This is a genomic window from Campylobacter concisus, assembly GCF_003048535.1.
Classification (GTDB): Bacteria; Campylobacterota; Campylobacteria; order Campylobacterales; family Campylobacteraceae; genus Campylobacter_A; species Campylobacter_A concisus_S.
Genome location: NZ_PIRQ01000004.1, coordinates 146,129 through 163,472, shown reverse-complemented (window position 1 = coordinate 163,472; position 17,344 = coordinate 146,129). Strand labels below are relative to the sequence as shown.

Annotated in this window: 21 protein-coding genes and 1 tRNA gene; 8 read left to right on the top strand and 14 right to left on the bottom strand. The window is 37.6% G+C overall.

Annotated features, from left to right (window positions below):
- Positions 1–44: 44 nt before the first annotated feature.
- The 10 genes from CVS93_RS05390 to CVS93_RS05345 form a co-directional block, all read right to left on the bottom strand.
- Positions 45–905, bottom strand: a complete 861-nt coding sequence (locus tag CVS93_RS05390) for an AMIN domain-containing protein (protein WP_107686865.1) — start codon at positions 903–905, stop codon at positions 45–47.
- 5 nt (positions 906–910) lie between these two features.
- Positions 911–1,093: a hypothetical protein gene (locus CVS93_RS10035; RefSeq protein ID WP_180378667.1), complete on the bottom strand. Its 183-nt coding sequence runs from the start codon at positions 1,091–1,093 to the stop codon at positions 911–913.
- Between the two features lie 104 nt (positions 1,094–1,197).
- Positions 1,198–2,448, bottom strand: a complete 1,251-nt coding sequence (gene eno, locus CVS93_RS05380; RefSeq protein WP_107686863.1) for a phosphopyruvate hydratase — start codon at positions 2,446–2,448, stop codon at positions 1,198–1,200.
- On the bottom strand, positions 2,448–3,545 hold the full coding sequence (gene recA, locus CVS93_RS05375; protein ID WP_084109639.1) for a recombinase RecA: 1,098 nt from the start codon (positions 3,543–3,545) through the stop codon (positions 2,448–2,450). Before recA ends, eno begins: the two co-directional genes overlap by 1 nt.
- 62 nt (positions 3,546–3,607) lie before the next feature.
- Positions 3,608–4,096, bottom strand: coding sequence for an addiction module antitoxin (locus tag CVS93_RS05370; protein ID WP_107686862.1), 489 nt, complete (start codon positions 4,094–4,096; stop codon positions 3,608–3,610).
- A gap of 8 nt (positions 4,097–4,104) precedes the next feature.
- A complete protein-coding gene (locus tag CVS93_RS05365) occupies positions 4,105–4,902 on the bottom strand; it encodes a UDP-N-acetylmuramate dehydrogenase (protein ID WP_107686861.1) in 798 nt (265 codons plus the stop codon).
- Positions 4,899–5,168, bottom strand: a complete 270-nt coding sequence (fliQ, locus tag CVS93_RS05360; protein WP_223155459.1) for a flagellar biosynthesis protein FliQ — start codon at positions 5,166–5,168, stop codon at positions 4,899–4,901. The genes CVS93_RS05365 and fliQ overlap by 4 nt, the downstream gene beginning before the upstream one ends.
- Positions 5,165–5,980, bottom strand: a complete 816-nt coding sequence (locus CVS93_RS05355) for an MqnA/MqnD/SBP family protein (RefSeq protein WP_234400099.1) — start codon at positions 5,978–5,980, stop codon at positions 5,165–5,167. Before CVS93_RS05355 ends, fliQ begins: the two co-directional genes overlap by 4 nt.
- Before the next feature lie 111 nt (positions 5,981–6,091).
- Positions 6,092–6,589, bottom strand: coding sequence for a chemotaxis protein (locus tag CVS93_RS05350; RefSeq protein ID WP_107686859.1), 498 nt, complete (start codon positions 6,587–6,589; stop codon positions 6,092–6,094).
- Between the two features lie 8 nt (positions 6,590–6,597).
- The gene (locus tag CVS93_RS05345; RefSeq protein ID WP_107686858.1) at positions 6,598–7,686 is read right to left on the bottom strand and encodes a nicotinate phosphoribosyltransferase; all 1,089 of its coding nucleotides are present in this window, start codon (positions 7,684–7,686) and stop codon (positions 6,598–6,600) included.
- Positions 7,687–7,815: 129 nt separating this feature from the next.
- On the opposite strand from CVS93_RS05345, the gene modA (CVS93_RS05340) reads away from it, so the two are divergent.
- On the top strand, positions 7,816–8,514 hold the full coding sequence (gene modA, locus CVS93_RS05340) for a molybdate ABC transporter substrate-binding protein (protein ID WP_107686857.1): 699 nt from the start codon (positions 7,816–7,818) through the stop codon (positions 8,512–8,514).
- An 8-nt stretch (positions 8,515–8,522) separates the two neighbouring features.
- Positions 8,523–9,182 carry a molybdate ABC transporter permease subunit gene (locus tag CVS93_RS05335; RefSeq protein WP_107686856.1) on the top strand — a complete coding sequence of 220 codons (660 nt, stop codon included), beginning with the start codon at positions 8,523–8,525 and terminating at the stop codon, positions 9,180–9,182.
- Positions 9,183–9,188: 6 nt separating this feature from the next.
- Here CVS93_RS05335 and CVS93_RS09750 read toward each other — a convergent pair.
- A tRNA-Sec gene (locus CVS93_RS09750) sits at positions 9,189–9,286 on the bottom strand.
- Positions 9,287–9,362: 76 nt separating this feature from the next.
- On the opposite strand from CVS93_RS09750, the gene CVS93_RS05330 reads away from it, so the two are divergent.
- A complete protein-coding gene (locus tag CVS93_RS05330; RefSeq protein WP_035167593.1) occupies positions 9,363–9,938 on the top strand; it encodes a BON domain-containing protein in 576 nt (191 codons plus the stop codon).
- A gap of 7 nt (positions 9,939–9,945) precedes the next feature.
- Here CVS93_RS05330 and CVS93_RS05325 read toward each other — a convergent pair whose 3' ends face one another.
- Genes CVS93_RS05325 through CVS93_RS05315 form a run of 3 tightly spaced genes read right to left on the bottom strand, consistent with a single transcriptional unit; the run spans position 9,946 to position 13,705 of the window.
- Positions 9,946–12,390, bottom strand: a complete 2,445-nt coding sequence (locus tag CVS93_RS05325; RefSeq protein WP_107686855.1) for an efflux RND transporter permease subunit — start codon at positions 12,388–12,390, stop codon at positions 9,946–9,948.
- Complete coding sequence (locus CVS93_RS05320; protein WP_054197215.1) at positions 12,390–12,992, bottom strand: ABC transporter substrate-binding protein; 603 nt, start codon at positions 12,990–12,992, stop codon at positions 12,390–12,392. Before CVS93_RS05320 ends, CVS93_RS05325 begins: the two co-directional genes overlap by 1 nt.
- Before the next feature lie 2 nt (positions 12,993–12,994).
- Entirely contained in the window at positions 12,995–13,705 is a 711-nt protein-coding gene (locus CVS93_RS05315; RefSeq protein ID WP_103593707.1) for a VacJ family lipoprotein, read from the bottom strand.
- Positions 13,706–13,868: 163 nt separating this feature from the next.
- On the opposite strand from CVS93_RS05315, the gene CVS93_RS05310 reads away from it, so the two are divergent.
- From CVS93_RS05310 to modB, 5 genes are read left to right on the top strand one after another with little or no spacing between them, the layout of a single operon-like run.
- Entirely contained in the window at positions 13,869–14,651 is a 783-nt protein-coding gene (locus CVS93_RS05310; protein ID WP_107686854.1) for a TOBE domain-containing protein, read from the top strand.
- Complete coding sequence (modA, locus tag CVS93_RS05305; protein WP_103593705.1) at positions 14,652–15,407, top strand: molybdate ABC transporter substrate-binding protein; 756 nt, start codon at positions 14,652–14,654, stop codon at positions 15,405–15,407. It abuts the gene before it with no gap.
- The gene (locus tag CVS93_RS05300) at positions 15,404–15,799 is read left to right on the top strand and encodes a TOBE domain-containing protein (protein ID WP_103593704.1); all 396 of its coding nucleotides are present in this window, start codon (positions 15,404–15,406) and stop codon (positions 15,797–15,799) included. The genes modA (CVS93_RS05305) and CVS93_RS05300 overlap by 4 nt, the downstream gene beginning before the upstream one ends.
- Positions 15,796–16,653 carry a sulfate/molybdate ABC transporter ATP-binding protein gene (locus CVS93_RS05295; RefSeq protein WP_103593703.1) on the top strand — a complete coding sequence of 286 codons (858 nt, stop codon included), beginning with the start codon at positions 15,796–15,798 and terminating at the stop codon, positions 16,651–16,653. The genes CVS93_RS05300 and CVS93_RS05295 overlap by 4 nt, the downstream gene beginning before the upstream one ends.
- A complete protein-coding gene (modB, locus tag CVS93_RS05290; protein WP_107686853.1) occupies positions 16,650–17,327 on the top strand; it encodes a molybdate ABC transporter permease subunit in 678 nt (225 codons plus the stop codon). Before CVS93_RS05295 ends, modB begins: the two co-directional genes overlap by 4 nt.
- Positions 17,328–17,344: the final 17 nt, after the last annotated feature.

The window sequence follows — 17,344 nt, the reverse complement described above, 5'->3', positions numbered from 1 at the left end:
ATTATATTTGAAATTTTATAAAATCTACTCTTTTTAAAATTTAACTATAAAAGCTTAAGCAAATATCCATTTTCAGCGGCTTCAAGCTTATATTTATGCATCTTATCAAGTTCTAAAACCACTCTGAAATATCTATCATGCCAGCCTATGATCACATTTTTAAAATATTCATTTTCAAGTTTTAAGCTCTTAGTTTTAAAGCTTCTTGGCGGCTTTGCTAAGTCAAGAACGATCTTATTTTTCTCATAAGCAAAATGCTTTAAATTTTTAGCTTTTGTAGCGATTTTTAGCTCTTTGTCGTTGGCTAGAAAGCTTATAAAACCTAAAAATTTAACATCCTTTTTATTTTTGACACTATCAACTGGTTTTGTACTAGGCTCAATCTTTATTTCGACCACCTTTTGTTCAGGCTTTGTGGTAGTTTCTTTTGTTTTGTCTGTGCTAAGATCGATCACTACAACATTTGGAGTTGGCATATCTGAAGTTTTATTTCTATCTTTATTTGAAATTTTAGTTTCATTTTTTTCTATTATCACAGGAGTGCTTACTTTTTGGCTAGGCATATTTGCCATTGTGACCGAAACATCTAGCTTTTTTGCCACAACTGGTTCTGGATTTTTCACCTTATTTAAAGCAAATTCATCGCTGTAATCGATAGTTTTATTTATATCAGCTAGCCTTTTTTCCTTTATGGTGCCGTCATTTGCTCTATATTTTATGGTGACATCTAGTAAAAGTGCCGCATCACTTGGAAATTTAAACGAAAGAGAATCAAAGCTATCAAATTTTTCTATGATATTTGTTGTCATAACGCTTGTATTTAGCTCGCTAATAGGCATAAATGGGTTCTCTCTAGCAAAGACGCTTGCTGCAAATATAGATAAAACTAACCAAAATTTTTTCATCATTCCTACTTTTTATTAAAGTCTGGCTCAAGGCCTTGTAATTCAAAATAATCTTTTTGCAGACGCGCGTTCATTTTTTTTAAAATTTCCACGTCTTCGCTAAGCCTCTCTTTTTTACTTTGAAGGCTTAGCATAACATCAAGTGAGCGTTTGCCAAACATCATATTGCCTACATAAAAAGCAAACATAGCCACACAAATGGTGGCTATAATGTAGCGTAATGTTGGTCTAATGTATTTTAAAATTTTATGAAATATGCCATCAGTGTTGCCATATTCATCTAAAATTTCGCTCAAATATTATCCCCCAAAAACTCTCCAGCCTCAAGTTCGATCTCGAGCAAACGGTTGTATTTTGCGTTGCGCTCGCTTCTTGAAGTAGCACCTGTCTTTATCTCGCCAGTGTTTAGTGCGACCGCAAAGTCAGCGATGAACGCATCTTCGCTCTCGCCGCTTCTATGACTCATTATGCAGCGATATCCGTTTCTTTGAGCAAGGCGGACAGTTTGCATAGTTTGTGTGACTGAGCCTATTTGATTTGGCTTGATTAAGATTGCATTTGCGATGTTTTTCTCGATACCTTCGCGTAAAATTTTCTCATTTGTGACAAAAAGATCGTCGCCAACTAGCTGCACTTTGCTGCCAAGCCTTTTTGTAAGCTCAGCCCAGCCGCTCCAGTCGTCCTCGCTAAGGCCATCTTCGATAGAAAATATCGGATATTTTTCGCAAAGTTTTTCATAGTAGCTAATGAGCTCGTCGCTGCTAAATTTCTTGCCCTCAAGTTCGTATTTGCCGTCTTTATAAAGCTCGCTTGAAGCGACGTCAAGGGCAAGTTTTATTTGGCTGCCTAGCTCATATCCAGCCTCTTTTACAGCTTGTGAGATCAACTTTAGTGGCTCTTCGTTATCTTTTAAATTTGGAGCAAAACCGCCCTCGTCGCCGACAGCTGTACTGTGTCCAGCTGTGTTTAGGATAGATTTTAGTTTGTGGTAAATTTCAGTCGCAGCTCTAAGCGCCTCGCTAAATGTGCTAAAGCCAAATGGCATGATCATAAATTCTTGAAAATCAACGCTATTATTTGCGTGTGCGCCGCCGTTTATGATGTTAAACATCGGCACTGGCAAGATACTAGCGTTTGCACCGCCAAGGTAGCGATAAAGTGGGATATTTAGGCTCTTTGCAGCTGCGCGAGCTACTGCCATAGATACGCCAAGGACTGCGTTTGCGCCTAAATTTGAGTAGTTGTGCGTGCCATCAAGCTCAAGCATCTCATCATCAACTGCTCTTTGGTTGTAAGCGTCAAGGCCGATTATCGCCTCAGCGATCTTTTCATTTACGTTTGAAACAGCTTTTAAAACGCCTTTGCCAGCGTATCTCTCGTCTTTATCGCGAAGCTCGAGCGCCTCACGCTTGCCTGTGCTTGCGCCGCTTGGTACGATCGCACTTGCCTCGGTTCCGTCGCTTAGTCTAACTGTCGCACGAACTGTTGGGTTGCCTCTGCTGTCTAAAACCTCGTGAGCTTCTACATCTTCAATAAATACCATTATTCATCTCCTACTTCGTTTGTGTCGTCGTCTTCGTCTTTTGCGCCGCTGCTTATTAGGTGATCGATCCCCATTGAGCCTTTTATCGCCGCTACTATCTCATCAGAAATTTCTGGATGCTCTTTTAGGTAGGCTTTGGCGTTTTCTCTACCTTGACCTAGTTTTTCGGCCTTGTAGCTAAACCACGCACCTGATTTGTCGATGATGTCGAGCTTTACGCCATAGTCTATGATCTCGCCCTCTTTGCTCACACCCTCGCCAAACATGATGTCAAATTCAGCCACTTTAAATGGAGGCGCGACCTTATTTTTAACCACTTTTGCTTTTGTGCGGTTGCCGATAGGCTCGTCGTTTTGTTTAAGCGTGGCTATCTTTCTAACATCTATCCTTACAGATGAGTAAAATTTAAGTGCATTACCGCCAGTTGTGGTCTCTGGCGTACCATATCCCATCATACCGATCTTCATACGAATTTGGTTGATGAAGATAACAGTTGTCTTCATCTTGCTTAAAATTCCAGTTAGCTTTCTAAGCGCCTGACTCATTAGTCTTGCCTGCAAACCAACGTGCTGATCGCCCATGTCGCCGTCTATCTCGCTCTTTGGAGTAAGAGCAGCGACGCTATCAACTACAATAAGATCGATCGCACCACTTCTTGCAAGCGTCTCAACGATCTCAAGTGCCTGCTCGCCAAAGTCTGGCTGAGAGACGTAAAGGTTGTCTGTATTTACGCCTAAATTTGAAGCGTATTTTACGTCTAGTGCGTGCTCTGCATCGACAAATGCACAAATTCCGCCAGCTTTTTGCGCTTCAGCTATGATGTGAAGCGTGAGCGTAGTCTTACCAGAGCTCTCTGGTCCATAGATCTCGATGATTCTGCCTTTTGGAACGCCGCCTATGCCAAGAGCCAGATCAAGCCCTAGCGAGCCAGTCGGTATCGACTCGATAGCCTCAACCTCTTTGTCGCCAAGTCTTAAAAGCGTGCCTTTGCCAAAAGCTTTATCTATCTGCTTTAGCGCAAGCTCAAGCGCCTTTTTCTTGTCCGCTTCGCTCTCTGGGATAGCTATCTTTTTATCACTATCTTTTTCTTTTGCCATTTTTTACCTTATAGTTGAAATTTGGCTTGATTTTATCTAAAAAGAGATGAATTTTACTTGATTTACTCGCAAATTATAATATTTTCGCCAAGCGGCGCAGCGCTATCAATAAGAGCAAAAAGATGCTCTTTTTCAAACAAAAATCCATAAATTTGATCTTCGTTTTTTAGTATCGCTAGCTTAAATGGCTCTACAAGCGAGCTGGCGCAAAGGTTTAAAAAAGCTTCATCGATATAATTTTGTGAAATTTGGGGTTTGGTTTTGAAATTTTCATCTTTTATAAAAGAGATAAATTTCTCTTGCGAGGTAGATTTATTAAATTTAAAAATTAGTTTTTCTTTTAAGGCCTCAGCCAAAATTTCATCAAATTTAACTAGATCGATGTGATCTTTTACACCTAAAATTCTGGCAAAATTTAGCAAGTTTTTATCATAATCAGCCACATTTTTCTCATGCTCGCTTTGTGCCTTTTTAGCCCTATAAACGGCGTAAAATCCGATAGCTATAAACAAAAGTGAAAGGGTAAAAACTTCGCTCAAAAACTCACTCATCATCGTCCTTATAAAATGCAAACTTCAGTCTTAAGCTCTACGCCAAATTTCTCTAAAACTCTAGCCTTTGCCAAATTTATAAGGCTAGTGGCGTCCTCAAAGCTTGCGTGGTTAAAATTTATCAAAAAATTTGCGTGCTCCTCGCTAAATTTCGCTCCGCCGATAGCGTATCCCTTTAGTCCAACAGCCTCGAGCAATGCCCCTGCAAAGTGCCCTTCTGGATTTACAAAGCAGCTGCCAAAGCTAGCTCCTTTTGGTTGATTTGCCCTTTTTGCGCTTATGGCATCAGATATGCCCGCGTCAAAGCCGCTACGAAGCTCAAATTTAGCTCCCAAAATAGCCTCATCTATGCCGCTGTGGCGGTAGCTAAAGCTTATCTCATCTTTGCTCACCCAGCCACGAGCCAGACGCACATGCGTGAGGTTGTCACTTATGCTAAATTTAAGCAAGCCAGCGTTCATCTTGATAAGTCCGCCAAGCGTGCCAGGGATATTTTTTAAAAGCTCAAGGTGAGCTATGTTGTTTTGTTTTGAGAAGTTATAAATTTTAGCTGATTTTGTCGCAGCACCTATCTCAAGGTAAATTTTCTCGCCGATGCGTTCTAAATTTATATAGTCAAAGCTCTTGCCGAGCATCGCTATTTTTGGGGGATTTGGCGAGATAAGTAGGTTGTTACCCCCACCTATCATCACAGCACCTAAAAATTCAGGCGAATTTAGATCATCAAGGCAATTAACCTCAAAAATTTCATGCACGCCGCCTATCCTAACCGAGGTAAATTTAGAAAAATCAACAAGCCTCGTCACTGGATAAATTCCGGTATAAAGTCAAACATACGAGTGGTAAATTCAACCATCATCGAGATCATCCAGGGCATTAAAAATATGATGACAACGACGACTAGCAAAATTTTTGGCACGAAACTTAGTGTAGTTTCGTTTATCTGCGTAGTCGCTTGGAAAATGGAGATGATAAGACCAGCGATTAGTCCGCTTAGTAGCATCGGAAGGCTGATGTAAAGGGCGATCTTAAAGGTTTCAACTCCAAGTGAGACAAGCGTACTTTGCATCAGCTAAACCTTACTTCGTTATATTCAGTTGGGATTAGGTAGTCGTTTACGTCGATTGGCTTTTCAAAAAAACCTTTGTCATAGCCTATTTGATAGAGTTTATTTAGCGCTTTTAACTGAGTTTCGTTCATGCTTATAGACTCGTCATTTGCGTATAAATTTAGATACGTTTTTAGCTCTTCTTTGCCAACTCTGATAAGATTTCGCTCCATTAGCATGTGAGATAAAAATGGCTTGTGCGAAGTGGCAATCCTAACGGCCTCGCTAAGCACTCTCTCACACTCGATCGCATCGGTTATGGGTAGGCTTCGTCTAAGCGCCATGCCACCAAGTGGAAGCGGTAAATTTTCGCCGTTTAGCTCGCTCCAAATGTCCCAAATCTCACGCTCTACGCAGAGCTGGTCTGAGAAATTTAAGATACTTTCATGTATGAGCACACCAGCATCGACCTCGCCGCTAAGCACAGCATTTTCGATCTCTAAGAAATTTTTATAAACGATCCTTGCCTCTGGGTAGGCTATGCGAAAGAGCAGGGCATTTGTCGTGTTTTTGCCAGAGAGTGCGACCTTAAAATTTCGCTTTAGCTGTTTATCTTTTAGCTTGATAAGCTTTGGGCCATATCCATTGCCAAAGCTCACCGCACAGCGCAAAAGTGCAAATTCATCGCAAATTTTTGGATAGAGTGCAAAGCTGATTGCTGTGGCCTCATAAGTGCCTTTTAGCGCCTCCTCGTTTAGTGTTTCTATATCAAGCGCCTTTGATGTGAAGGCTAAATTTTTACTGCTAACCCAGCCAAATTTGACCGCGGCATACATGAAAATATCGTCAGCATCAGGCGAGTGAGCAACGTTTATATTCTTGAAATTTTGCAAAGATGATCCTTTTTTGATTACGCCATTTTAATGAAATTTATTTAAAATAAAGTTTTAAGGACGGTTTTTAAACGATTTTACCAGCTTTGCCTCTTTGAAATTTAGCATGTATTTCACGTCTATGGCGTCTTTGGCACCCTTTCTTCGTGCGAAGATTATCGAGTAAAACGGATGTTTAAGTTCAAGCATCTTAAGCAGTTTTTGATCGCTATCTTCTTTTTTTATATTTTCAACGATTATTGTCGTTAAAAATTTGCCCTCAATCTCGTAAAATGGCCACACTATTACGCCTGCATCGCTTGTTTTAAAGTCCGTAATTTTAGAATTTTTAGGGATATTTAGCATGGAGATGATCTTTTTGCGTGTGCTGTCCGCGTTTTGAACCGAGATCACCTTTACAAGCAGGTCTTTTTTGACGCCAAGTCCATTTTTGCTAAAGCGATAAACTCCGTCTTCAAGGATGCCAATCTTTTCAAAGGCATTAGCGTAGTTTGCGGCAGTGCAAACGGTTAGAAAAAGCGCTAGAAATATTAAAATTTTTATAAATTTCATCTTTTCTCTTAAAATTTTACTCTTTTTAGCCTATCTGAAGCGAAATTTTTCCTGCCAAATTTAGCCTCATCTTTGCCGTTTAGCTCGACTAAATCGCCAGTAAAGCCACAAATGTCATTTTTAACAAGATAACTTCCCACGCCATAAGTATCAACCGGCGTGTTATAAGCTTCAAAATATTCTATAATCTTAGGACTAAAACCTGAGCTAACGACGATCTTAACGTGCTTAAAGCCAGCTTTATCAAGTGCCTCTCTTAGAGCAAATATAAGCTCCTTGCAAACACCGTGCGGGTCAAATTTACTCGTGTCTTTGTCCTCAAAATATTTATCTATCAAATTTTTACTAGTATCAACCCTAACCGCGCCAAGCCTCTCTTTTAAGGCATTTGCAGCCTTTAATGCGTCTGTAATCACGTCGTTGTTATAATCAACTAATGCCGTGATCTTTTCATTTTCAAAGGTTTTAGCATAAATTTCTGAGGCTTTTACTATATCTCCACCGCACATTTGAATAAGCGCATGAGGCATGGTGCCACCACCTTTTAGCCCTGTAAGCTCGCCCTGAGCGTCTGTGGCGACCTTTTTGATCCCACCGATAAACGAGGCGTATCCATCGCCTGGTTGCGTGCAGATGTCGTCTTGCCTATCCGCCATGCTAAAGACGTCTTTGCCGTTTGCCGCTCTTATCACGTCTCTTGAGTTTGTCGCTACGCAGCTTCTTCTAGTAAGCGTCGCATCTATCACATTTTCTAAAAAGCCAAAATTTTCATACTTGCCGCTTATTTTTAAAACTGGCTCGTTTGCGTTTATGATATCGCCATCATTAAGCGCGTAAATTTCAAGCTCGTTTGGGTCTTTGGCAAATTTATTGATGACGGCTAAAACTTCGTCAATGCCACAAAGCACGATATCATCGCGCCTTTGAAAGAACTGCATTGTCACATGCTGATCTGGCAGGTTTTGCTTAATTATCTTATTTACTTTTAGAAAATATTTCGCAGTAAAGTAGCCCTCGCCGATCCTTGGATCTAGCTTAAAAGTATTATCCGTTAGCCTATCTATCTTACCTTGCATCTTTAGCTCAAGTTCGTTCATGCCTATCCTTTTGTTTTGTTGGGATTATACCATTTTGGCAAAAAGCCAAATAAGTTATAAAAATATATTTTAAGAGTATATAAGAGTATATTTTATAAAATCGTGAAATTTTACTTTTAAAGGAAAAATATGAAAAAGTTTTTACTTCTAATGGCCGCAATTTTTGCATTTGGCAATGAAAATTTGCTAGTAAGTGCTGGTGGCGGATATAAAAAGATAGTTGAGGCAGTCGCACAAAACCTCAAAAAAGATGGCGTAAATATCGACACTTCTTTTGCAAACATCACAGCTATCATGGCTCAGGCAAAAGAGGGCAAAACTGACGTGATCGTAGGCGACGAGGACTTTTTGAAAAAATCTGATCTAAAAATCACTGAATATGTAAATTTAGGCTCAGGCGCTTTGGTGCTAGCTACTAAAAAAGGTGTGAAAATTGAAAAAGTTGAAGAGCTAAAAGCGCTTTCTAAGATCGCTATGCCAGACGCAACAAAGACTGTTTATGGTAAAAGAGCGAATGAATTTATGCAAAAAGCAAATTTAAGTGGCGAACTAAAGGATAAAATTTTAGCAGTTGCCGGCGTACCACAAGTCGTTACATATATATTAAACGGTGAAGTTGATGCTGGGTTCATCAACCAGACCGAACTAAATGCGCACAAAGACGAATTTGGTAGTTTTATCTTGATAGACAAATCGCTTTACGCTCCAGCAAACATCGTAGCTGCAAAGGTTGAAGAATGCGATAAAAAGGCTGATTGCGTTAAATTTCTGGATGAGCTAAAAAGCGAGAGATCAAAAGAAATTTACACCAAATTTGGCATAAGATAAGGCTAAATTTGCAAGAGCTCTCTTGGCTATTTGATCCTCTGGTTTTAAGCATAAAGGTCATTTTGTGCCAAGTGGCTTTGCTTATCATTTTTGGGCTGGCTTTGGCTTATTATTTAGCTTTTGGTAAGGTCAAATTTAAAGCTATTTTAGAGATGATCGTAACTTTTCCACTCATCTTTCCACCTATTGCAACTGGATTTTTACTGCTTTATCTGCTTGGTAAAAATGGCATCGTCGGTAAGGCTTTAAATTTAGAAATTATTTTTAGTTTTAAGGCTCTTGTGTTAGCTGCTTTTATAGCCTCTTTGCCACTTTTTGTAAAGCCTGTCGCTTCTGCTCTTGGCTCACTTTCAAAAAGCCTAAGTGAAGCAGCATATAGCCTTGGGAAAGATAAATTTCAAACAGCTATTTTCGTGCTCTTTCCATGCGTTGCGAAAAGCGTAGCAGCGGCTTTTATCTTAGCGATCTCGCGTGGGCTTGGTGAGGTTGGCATAACACTAATTTTGGGTGGCAATATCATAGGCAAAACAGACACTATTTCGCTTGCCATTTATAATGCCGTATACGATGGTAAAAGCGATGAAGCACTAGTTTTAAGCCTTATTTTGGTTGTATTAAGCTTTATTTTGTTTGGGATTATAAATTTGCTTGATAAAAGTAAAATTTAAAGTGAGTGGCGAGAGGATGAGAGAATCGAACTCCCCACCAGACGGTCAACCGCCCAGTCATCGGGTTTGAAGCCCGTGAGCATCACCAGATTACTTTATCCTCCGTGCGCGTTATTTTAGCAGATTTAGATAAATTTTAGTCCATTTTATATAAACTTTTTTGAAATTATAAAAGGATTTCTGATTTTAAAATTTAGCGTTTTTGCATTTTTGGCTCTATTTTTTTGCTCTTGCTCTTCAGTACTAACCCCAGCAACCGCGCCACTAAATGTCTATGATGCGTACTCTATTTCACGCGATAAACGTGGTATTTACTCGATCACAAGAGATAAATTTATACAAAGCAAGCTACAAAGCAAAATTTTATTTTCAAAAGGGCTTAGTAATATTGATATCGAGATAGAGGTTTTTTACGGAGATGCTTATCTGATCGGACTTGTTGATAGTAAAGAGCTTGAAGATAAGCTAGTAGAACTAGCCAAAAGTACAGATGGCGTGCGAAAAATTTATACCTATCTTCGTATCAAAAAGCCAGAATATCCATGCGATAGTCTAAAAATTCTCGCAAACTTAAAGCAAAATCTTTTTAAAGATAGTATAGTTGAGGGCACAAATGTGCGTGTTAGCATAGTTGGCTGCGATGTTGTATTTAGCGGCGTAGTTGATAGCATTGAACAAGAAAAACATGCTATTTGGTATGCTAAGCACATTGACGGCGTGGCCGATGTCTACTCATTTATCAAAGTTATCAAATAAATTTAGCTTAAATATCGCGCTTTTTTACAAAGCTTGCAATGAGGCTTGGTAAGATGATTAGTGCGCCAAGAAGCATAAATACCATAACAAGATCGGTTAGTAAGCCAAAATATATGGTCGGGATAAAGTTACTGGTTATCATCACGCTAAAGCCAAGAAAAATAGTGAACGATGTGTAATACATCGCATATCCGATGCTTGCATGAGCAGCTTTAATACTCTCAAAAACACTTTTTGTAAGCATTTCTTCTTTAAAGCGGTGTATGTAGTGAATGATATCATCAACACCGATACCAATACTAATGGCTGCGATTGTGATACTCATCACATCAAGCGGAATACCGAAAAATCCCATCACACCAAAGAGTGTGCAAAGCGGGATTAAATTTGAAACTATTGCAATGGTTGCTAGCTTTATACTCCTAAAGATAAAGCAAAATATGACAAAAAGTATAGCGACAGTTAGCCCAAAAGTATCAACTTGCGAGCTAAGTAAATTTTGAAGCATATTATTATAAAGCACCATCATGCCGGCAACTTCTATGCTTACATTGTCATTTTTAGTAAGCTGTGCTAGCCCTTCTCTAAGCTCCTTTAGAAATAAATTTCGTCTAAGCTCGGAGTCGCTATCAACGATCCTTATACTAAATCTAAGCTCATCATTTTCAACGCTTACATAAGGACTTAATAAGATATTTTTATAATTTTGTGGCAATTTCTCATACATTGCAGCTAATAAAAAATCATCACTCGCGCCGTTATTTAGCTCTTTTATGGCTTTTATAAGGGTTGCTAGCGAGCTTACATGTCCAACGAATTTTTGCTCTTTTAAATAGTCGTGAATTTTCTCAGCAACCCTTGTGTGATAGCTATTAAACCAGTATTTCGCATCCTTTGCATTGCTTTCAAACTCATTTTCAAACTCATCTTGCTCAGCATTTTTATCTTGTTTTTGCTCTTTAAATTTCACTATCACATCAACTGGTATCGTGCCGCCAAGCTTGGTATCAATAACTTGCATTCCTTGGCGAATTTCTGTGCTTTCTTTAAAGTAGCCAATGAAGCTATTCTCAACCTTTATCTTGCTGATACCATAAACGCCAAAACAGACAACTAGAGCGCAAACTACGTAGATAATCTTTCTTGAGTTTAGAGCTAAATTTGCGCAGTATTTTGTAAATTTAAAGCTATTTTCAAAGGTTCTAATAGGAGCTAATTTTTCTAAATTTACATTTATCGCGCCAAATAGCAAAAACGCAAGCACAAGCGAAACGCTAATGCCAGTGCTCATCATAATGCCAAGCATGATAACTGGCTTTATGTCAGCACTCATAAGCGAGCTAAAGCCAATAACTGTTGTAAATATCGCCCAAAAAGATGGAGAGAATTTATCACGAAGCGTTAGATAAATTAGCTGATTTTGGCTATATTTTGGATGCTTTACGTAAAATTCTCGGTAGCTAACGACAAGGTGAATCACAGTTGAAATAGTAATGATAAGCTGAAGTGCGATGTAGTTTGAGCTAATGACCGTCACTTCCCAGTCAAATATACCAAAAATTCCGGTCGTAAAAATGGCACTTACGGCACATATAAACATCGGCAAAACTATCCATCTAATCTGCCTGAAAAATAGCCATAAACTAAAGCTAAGAAGAGCAAGTACACTTAATCCATAGACCAAAAGATCACTTTTTATAAAGCCTATCATATCATCGGCGATCATATTTGCACCGCCTAAAAATAGCTCGTCATTTGCGTTAAATTTAGCTATGGTTGCTTTTATGGACTCAAGGTTTTCGTGATCACTTTTTCTAAGCTCATCTCGGTAGGCTTTAAACTCATAGGCAAGAGCCTCTAGCTTAAGTCGCTCAGCTTGTGTGATAGTGCCGTTTGACTCTTTTTGACTAAGCAAATTTCTCTCATTTACAAGCTCATTAAATTTCTCATCTTGTTTTAAATTTAGAGCAATTGCTGTGGTTTTTAGATCTTTGCTTATCAAATTTCCGCTGTAAATCGGACTTTTTGCAAACTCGAGCTTTGCTTTTGAAATATTTATATCTTTATCTTGCAGTGTTGGAGTATGATCTAAGATACCAGTAATCCCGCCTTTTACACTATTTAAAAGCGGAATATTTATTATGGAGATGACGCTATTTACCATATCGTTTTTAGCTAGTTCATCGCCTAAATTTTTGATAAGTTCTAAATTTTTAGGTGAAAAAAGGTCATCTTTTGGAGTAAAAGCAACCACTAAAAATCCGGGTGAGTCGTAGCGTTTGGCTATCTCTCTATAAGCTTTTAAGTCAGGATCATGCTCAAGCAGTAGCGTTTCAGCTGACGCATCAACGCTAAGCTTGGTGCTAAGATAGCCAAAAACTACGCTTAAAGCTAAAATTAGAGCAATAATAAGCTTGTTTTTAGCAATGATAAATTTAAAAATTTGTCGCATTAAGGGTTAGTTTTATTTTGATCAGGCAAAACAGCTTCGTTTAGCTTTTGTAAAAGAGTATTGAAATCAGCGTTATTTAGCACATCGCCAAACTGACTTCTGTATGTTTGAATGATGCTTACGCCAACGATATCAAGATCGTAAATGAGCCAACCACGCTCTTTAGCGTCATAAAATTTATAGACAAATTCGTAGCTCTTGCCATCATTTATAAGCTCAGATGTTAGCCAGTATCTATTTTTTTGAGGTTCGCTCTCGCCAGTTATATGTATCTCTTGATCTTTGTATCCTAAAAGTTTATCTATGTATGAGCCTTTTAGTTTTTGCTCAAATGCTGCGTCAAATTTAGCCTGTTCATCGCTACTTAGACTGTTGTAACGTTTGCCAAGGCTTATCTTTGCCATTTGTTTATAGTCAAAAAATGGATCAAGAAGAGCAAAAATTTCTTTTGTCTTTGCGTTATTGTCTAAATTTGTATCTTTTAAAATTTCAATAACCTTTGTTGTTTTCATCTCTACTTCAGGCTTGATCTGCTCTTTTGAAATAGCAAAAAGGCTAGTTGTAAAAAGTAAAATCATAGTTAAAATTTTTAAAATTTTCATATTTACTCCTTGATAAGCTTGTCACGTCTTTGCTCGTAAGCATCGCGTAAAAATGGATAAAGATCAATAGCATCTTTTCTTAGTTTTTCATAAGCAGTTGGATCTTGTGAAAAGCTATTAAACGCTCTATATGACTTTATGCCAGTTGATAAAAGTATAGGATCAACGTAGCTAATAGGATCAGCAAAATAATCTCCAACCATGCCACCAGTATCTCTTAAATTTGATGGTCCAATAAGTGGCCAAACTATATGAAAACCGCTGCCAAGCCCCCAATATCCAAGCGTTTGTCCAAAATCTTCATCGTGAGGTTTTAGATCGTAGTATTTTGCTCCGTCTGTTAGTCCGCCAAAACCTATTATCGTATTTGCTAAAAATCTCAATGTCTCTTCGCCAGCATTTTGAAATTTAAGCTGAAGTAGATTGTTTACAAAGCGAACTGGGAAAAGAAGGTTGTCAAAGAAATTTGAAACCATTGTTCTAGCTGTTTTTGGCACAACATAGGCATAGCCTTTTGCCACCGGAGTTAGCATATTTACATAGATAAAGTCATTTGCATGTGTCATCATTCTATTGTAGCCACTAAGCGGGTCGAAAACATCTTTTCTTGCTTCAAATTCAACATCAAATTCATCGCTTTCGCTATTCGTATTTATATCCGTATTAGCACAGGCTAAAAGCAAACTAAAAAAGATAGAAAGCAAAAATTTCATACTAAGCCTTATTTTTATTTATAAAATGTAGCTCGATTTTATCTTTTAAAAACTTTATAAGAAATTAAGAAAAATTTATAGATCAACTTAACTTTAAGCTTAAGGATTAATATAATTAGATATACTTCACAAATTATTCTCCAATATAGTAAAGGTAAAAATTTTGAAAGCAGATATAAATTTAGAACTATTTTTAGGCGAAGATACACAGGTTTTAGCTAAACATATTACATTATTAAAGGCCATAAAAAAGACAAAAAGTATCACAAAAGCAGCAGAATTGGTTGGTATATCATATAAAAATGCTTGGGACTGTCTTGATACGATAAATAATAAAAGTAGTAAGCCCCTTATTATTAGAGCTGATGGAAATAAAAAAAATAGTGGCTCCGAGCTAAGCGAGTATGCCAATAAACTGATAAAAATTTATGATGTCATTCTTGAGACTCAAAAGGATTTTTTGCAAAAAATTTGTCAAAAAGTAGATTTTGAGGATGTAGATATTATAAATCTTCAAAGAATGAATATGAACTTAAGTGCTAGAAATCAGCTCTCATGTGAGATTATTAGCATAAACCGCGGTGCGGTAAATTCTCAAATAATTGCAAAACTAAGTAATGGCTGCACGCTTGAGTCAAACATCACGGTTGAAAGTGAGAAAAATTTAGGCCTAAAAGTTGGACAAAAAGTTATTTATATTTTTAAAGCTCCAGCTGTCATTTTGGCTAAGGATCTAGATATAAAAATAAGCACAAAAAATCAATTAAAAGGCGAAGTGATCGAAGCAAAGATAGGAGCTGTAAATGCTGAAATCACTTTAAAACTAAGCGATGAACAGACTTTAACTGCTATCATCACAAAAGATAGTGCTATCCAGATGAAAATAGGTGTTGGCGATACACTTTTGGCAATAGTAAAATCATCTCAAATTATTATAGGAGTTTAAATGAGAAAAGCTTTTAAATTTTTATGTGTGGCGGCTTTGCTTGCCATAAACGCATTTGGTACTGAAGTAAATGTATATGCTGCTGCAAATACGACATATGCATTTCCAGAGCTTATAAAAGAGTTTAATAAGCTTTATCCAAATACAAAGATCAACTTAACCCTTGGTGCAAGTGGCGGTCTTGTTACGCAGATACAAAACTCGGCTCCAGCTGATATATTCATGGCTGCTGATATGGGCTTTGCTCAAAAAGCTTATGACACAGGCTTTGCAGTAGCTGCTCCAAAAGTTTATGCACAAGGTGCTGTTGCTATTTTCTCTATTAGAAATGTTGATTTCAAAAAAGGTATCGAAGTTGTTCGTAGCTTAAAGGCGATTTCTATCGCAAATCCACAAACTGCACCATACGGCAAAGCTAGTATAGAGGCTCTTAAAAACGCAAAACTTTATGACGAAGTAGAAAAAAATATCGTCTATGCTCAAAAAATTTCTGAAACTCTATCTCAAGCATTAAGTGCTTCTGATGTAGGTTTTATCGCTGCTAGCGCACTTTTTGATGAGAAAATGTCAAAATACAAAGAGGGCGTTAATTACATCTTTGTTCCACAAGAGCTATACACTCCGATCGATCAAGGCATAGTTCTTCTAAAACATGCTGAAAAAAATGATGATGCGAAGGCATTTTATGAGTTTATCTTAGGTGATAAATCAAGAGAAATTTTCAAGAAATTTGGTTACAACGTTCCAGCTAAATGATAAGAGCAAAGATCGTTGGAATTTTAACTAAAGATGACGTTAGCTTATTTGAGCTAAAGGGTCTAAATTTAGAGGCAAATTTATTTATGCTAGTTTTAAATGAGGCTAGCAAATTCACCTTAGATGATGAGATTGGCTTAGGTTTTAAAAGCTCCGATGTTATCTTGGCAAAAGACAAACTAAGTAATAGCTCGCTTGAAAACGAGCTAAAGTGCGTGATTGAAGCTATAAATTTTGGTGAAATTTTAAGTGTTGTTAGCTTAAAATGTGGCGAAATTTACTTCGAAGCTATTATCTCAAATCACGCTTTAAGAGCGCTAAATTTGAGTAAAAATGATAGTGTTTTTGCCTATATAAAATCTACTAGTATTCATATAAGTACTCAAAAATGATAGAAATTTCTTGCAAAAAAGAGCTAAATGGTGGCGACGGCAAATTTATGCTTGAGGCAGACCTTAGCTTTGAAAGTGGTGATTTTGTCGCACTTTATGGAGCAAGCGGCGGCGGAAAGACTACTATTTTAAGATTGATTGCTGGTTTTGAAACGCCACAAAGTGGCTCTATAAAGGTCGGAGATAAAGTTTTCTTTGATGAAAAGACAAATTTGGCTCCACAAAAGCGAAATATCGGCTTTTTATTTCAAGACTATGCACTTTTTGAAAATATGAATGTCTTTAAAAATTTGCTCTTTGCAAAAAATGATCTAGCTCTAGCGAACAAGCTTCTTGATATTTGCGGCCTAATAAGTCTAAAAAACGCAAAGATTAGCACTCTTTCTGGCGGTCAAAAGCAACGTGTTGCTTTGGCTCGTGCGGTTATGAGAAAGCCTGAAATTTTACTACTTGATGAGCCGTTAAGTGCGCTTGATAATGCCATGCGTGAGAAACTTCAAGACTATTTACTAGCACTTCATGATGAGTTTAAGATGAGCATTATTTTAGTAAGTCATGATATCGCTGAAATTTATAAGCTTTGCAATAAAGTCTTTGTCCTTGAGAATGGAAAAATTTCAAGATCAGGTAGCGCAAGTGAGATATTTTTAAAGAGTGCAGGATCGCAGAAATTTGCCTTTAATGCTAAAATTTTAGAGATAAAAAAACATGATGCGATCTTCGTAGCAAATGTATTAATAAACCGCCAAATTTGTGAAGTGGTGCTAAGTAGCAGCGAAGCAATGAATCTAAAAGCAGGCGATATGGTAGTAGTTAGCACAAAAGCATTTGGTGTAAATTTGGAAAAAGCATGATAGACGAGTTAAAAAGTATCGATTACGAGCCGTTTTGGCTATCACTAAAATTATCTTTTATAACAACTTTTATTTTATTTTTTGTCTGCATCGCACTTGCCTATTTTATGTCTCAAAAGAAATTTTTTGGCAAGTCGTTTTTAGAGTCGGTAATCTCACTACCTCTGGTCTTGCCGCCAAGTGTTCTTGGCTTTTATCTGCTCATTTTTCTTTCGCCTTATTCCACTTTTGGTAAATTTATCGAAGAAATTTTTAGAGTTAGGCTTGTTTTTAACTTCACAGGTCTTGTTGTGGCAAGTTGTATTTATTCATTGCCATTTATGTTTGGGCCGATTTATGCTGGACTAAATAGCCTAAAAAAGAGCCTTTTTGAAGCGAGCTATAGTCTTGGTAAAAACAAACTCACGACTATTTTTAGGGTAATTTTGCCAAGCATCAGATCAAATTTATTAACAGCTACTGTCGTTAGCTTTGCTCACACTATGGGCGAGTTTGGCGTTGTTTTAATGATAGGCGGTAGCGTAGCTGGAGAGAGCAAGGTCGCTAGCATTGCGATATTTGAAGCGGTTGAAATGCTTGATTATACCAAGGCTCATGTCTATGCACTTTTGATGTTAATAATTAGCTTTTTTGTCCTTTTTATAGTTTATCTTTTAAATTCTAAAAAAGCTTAAGACAAAGCTTATAAAGA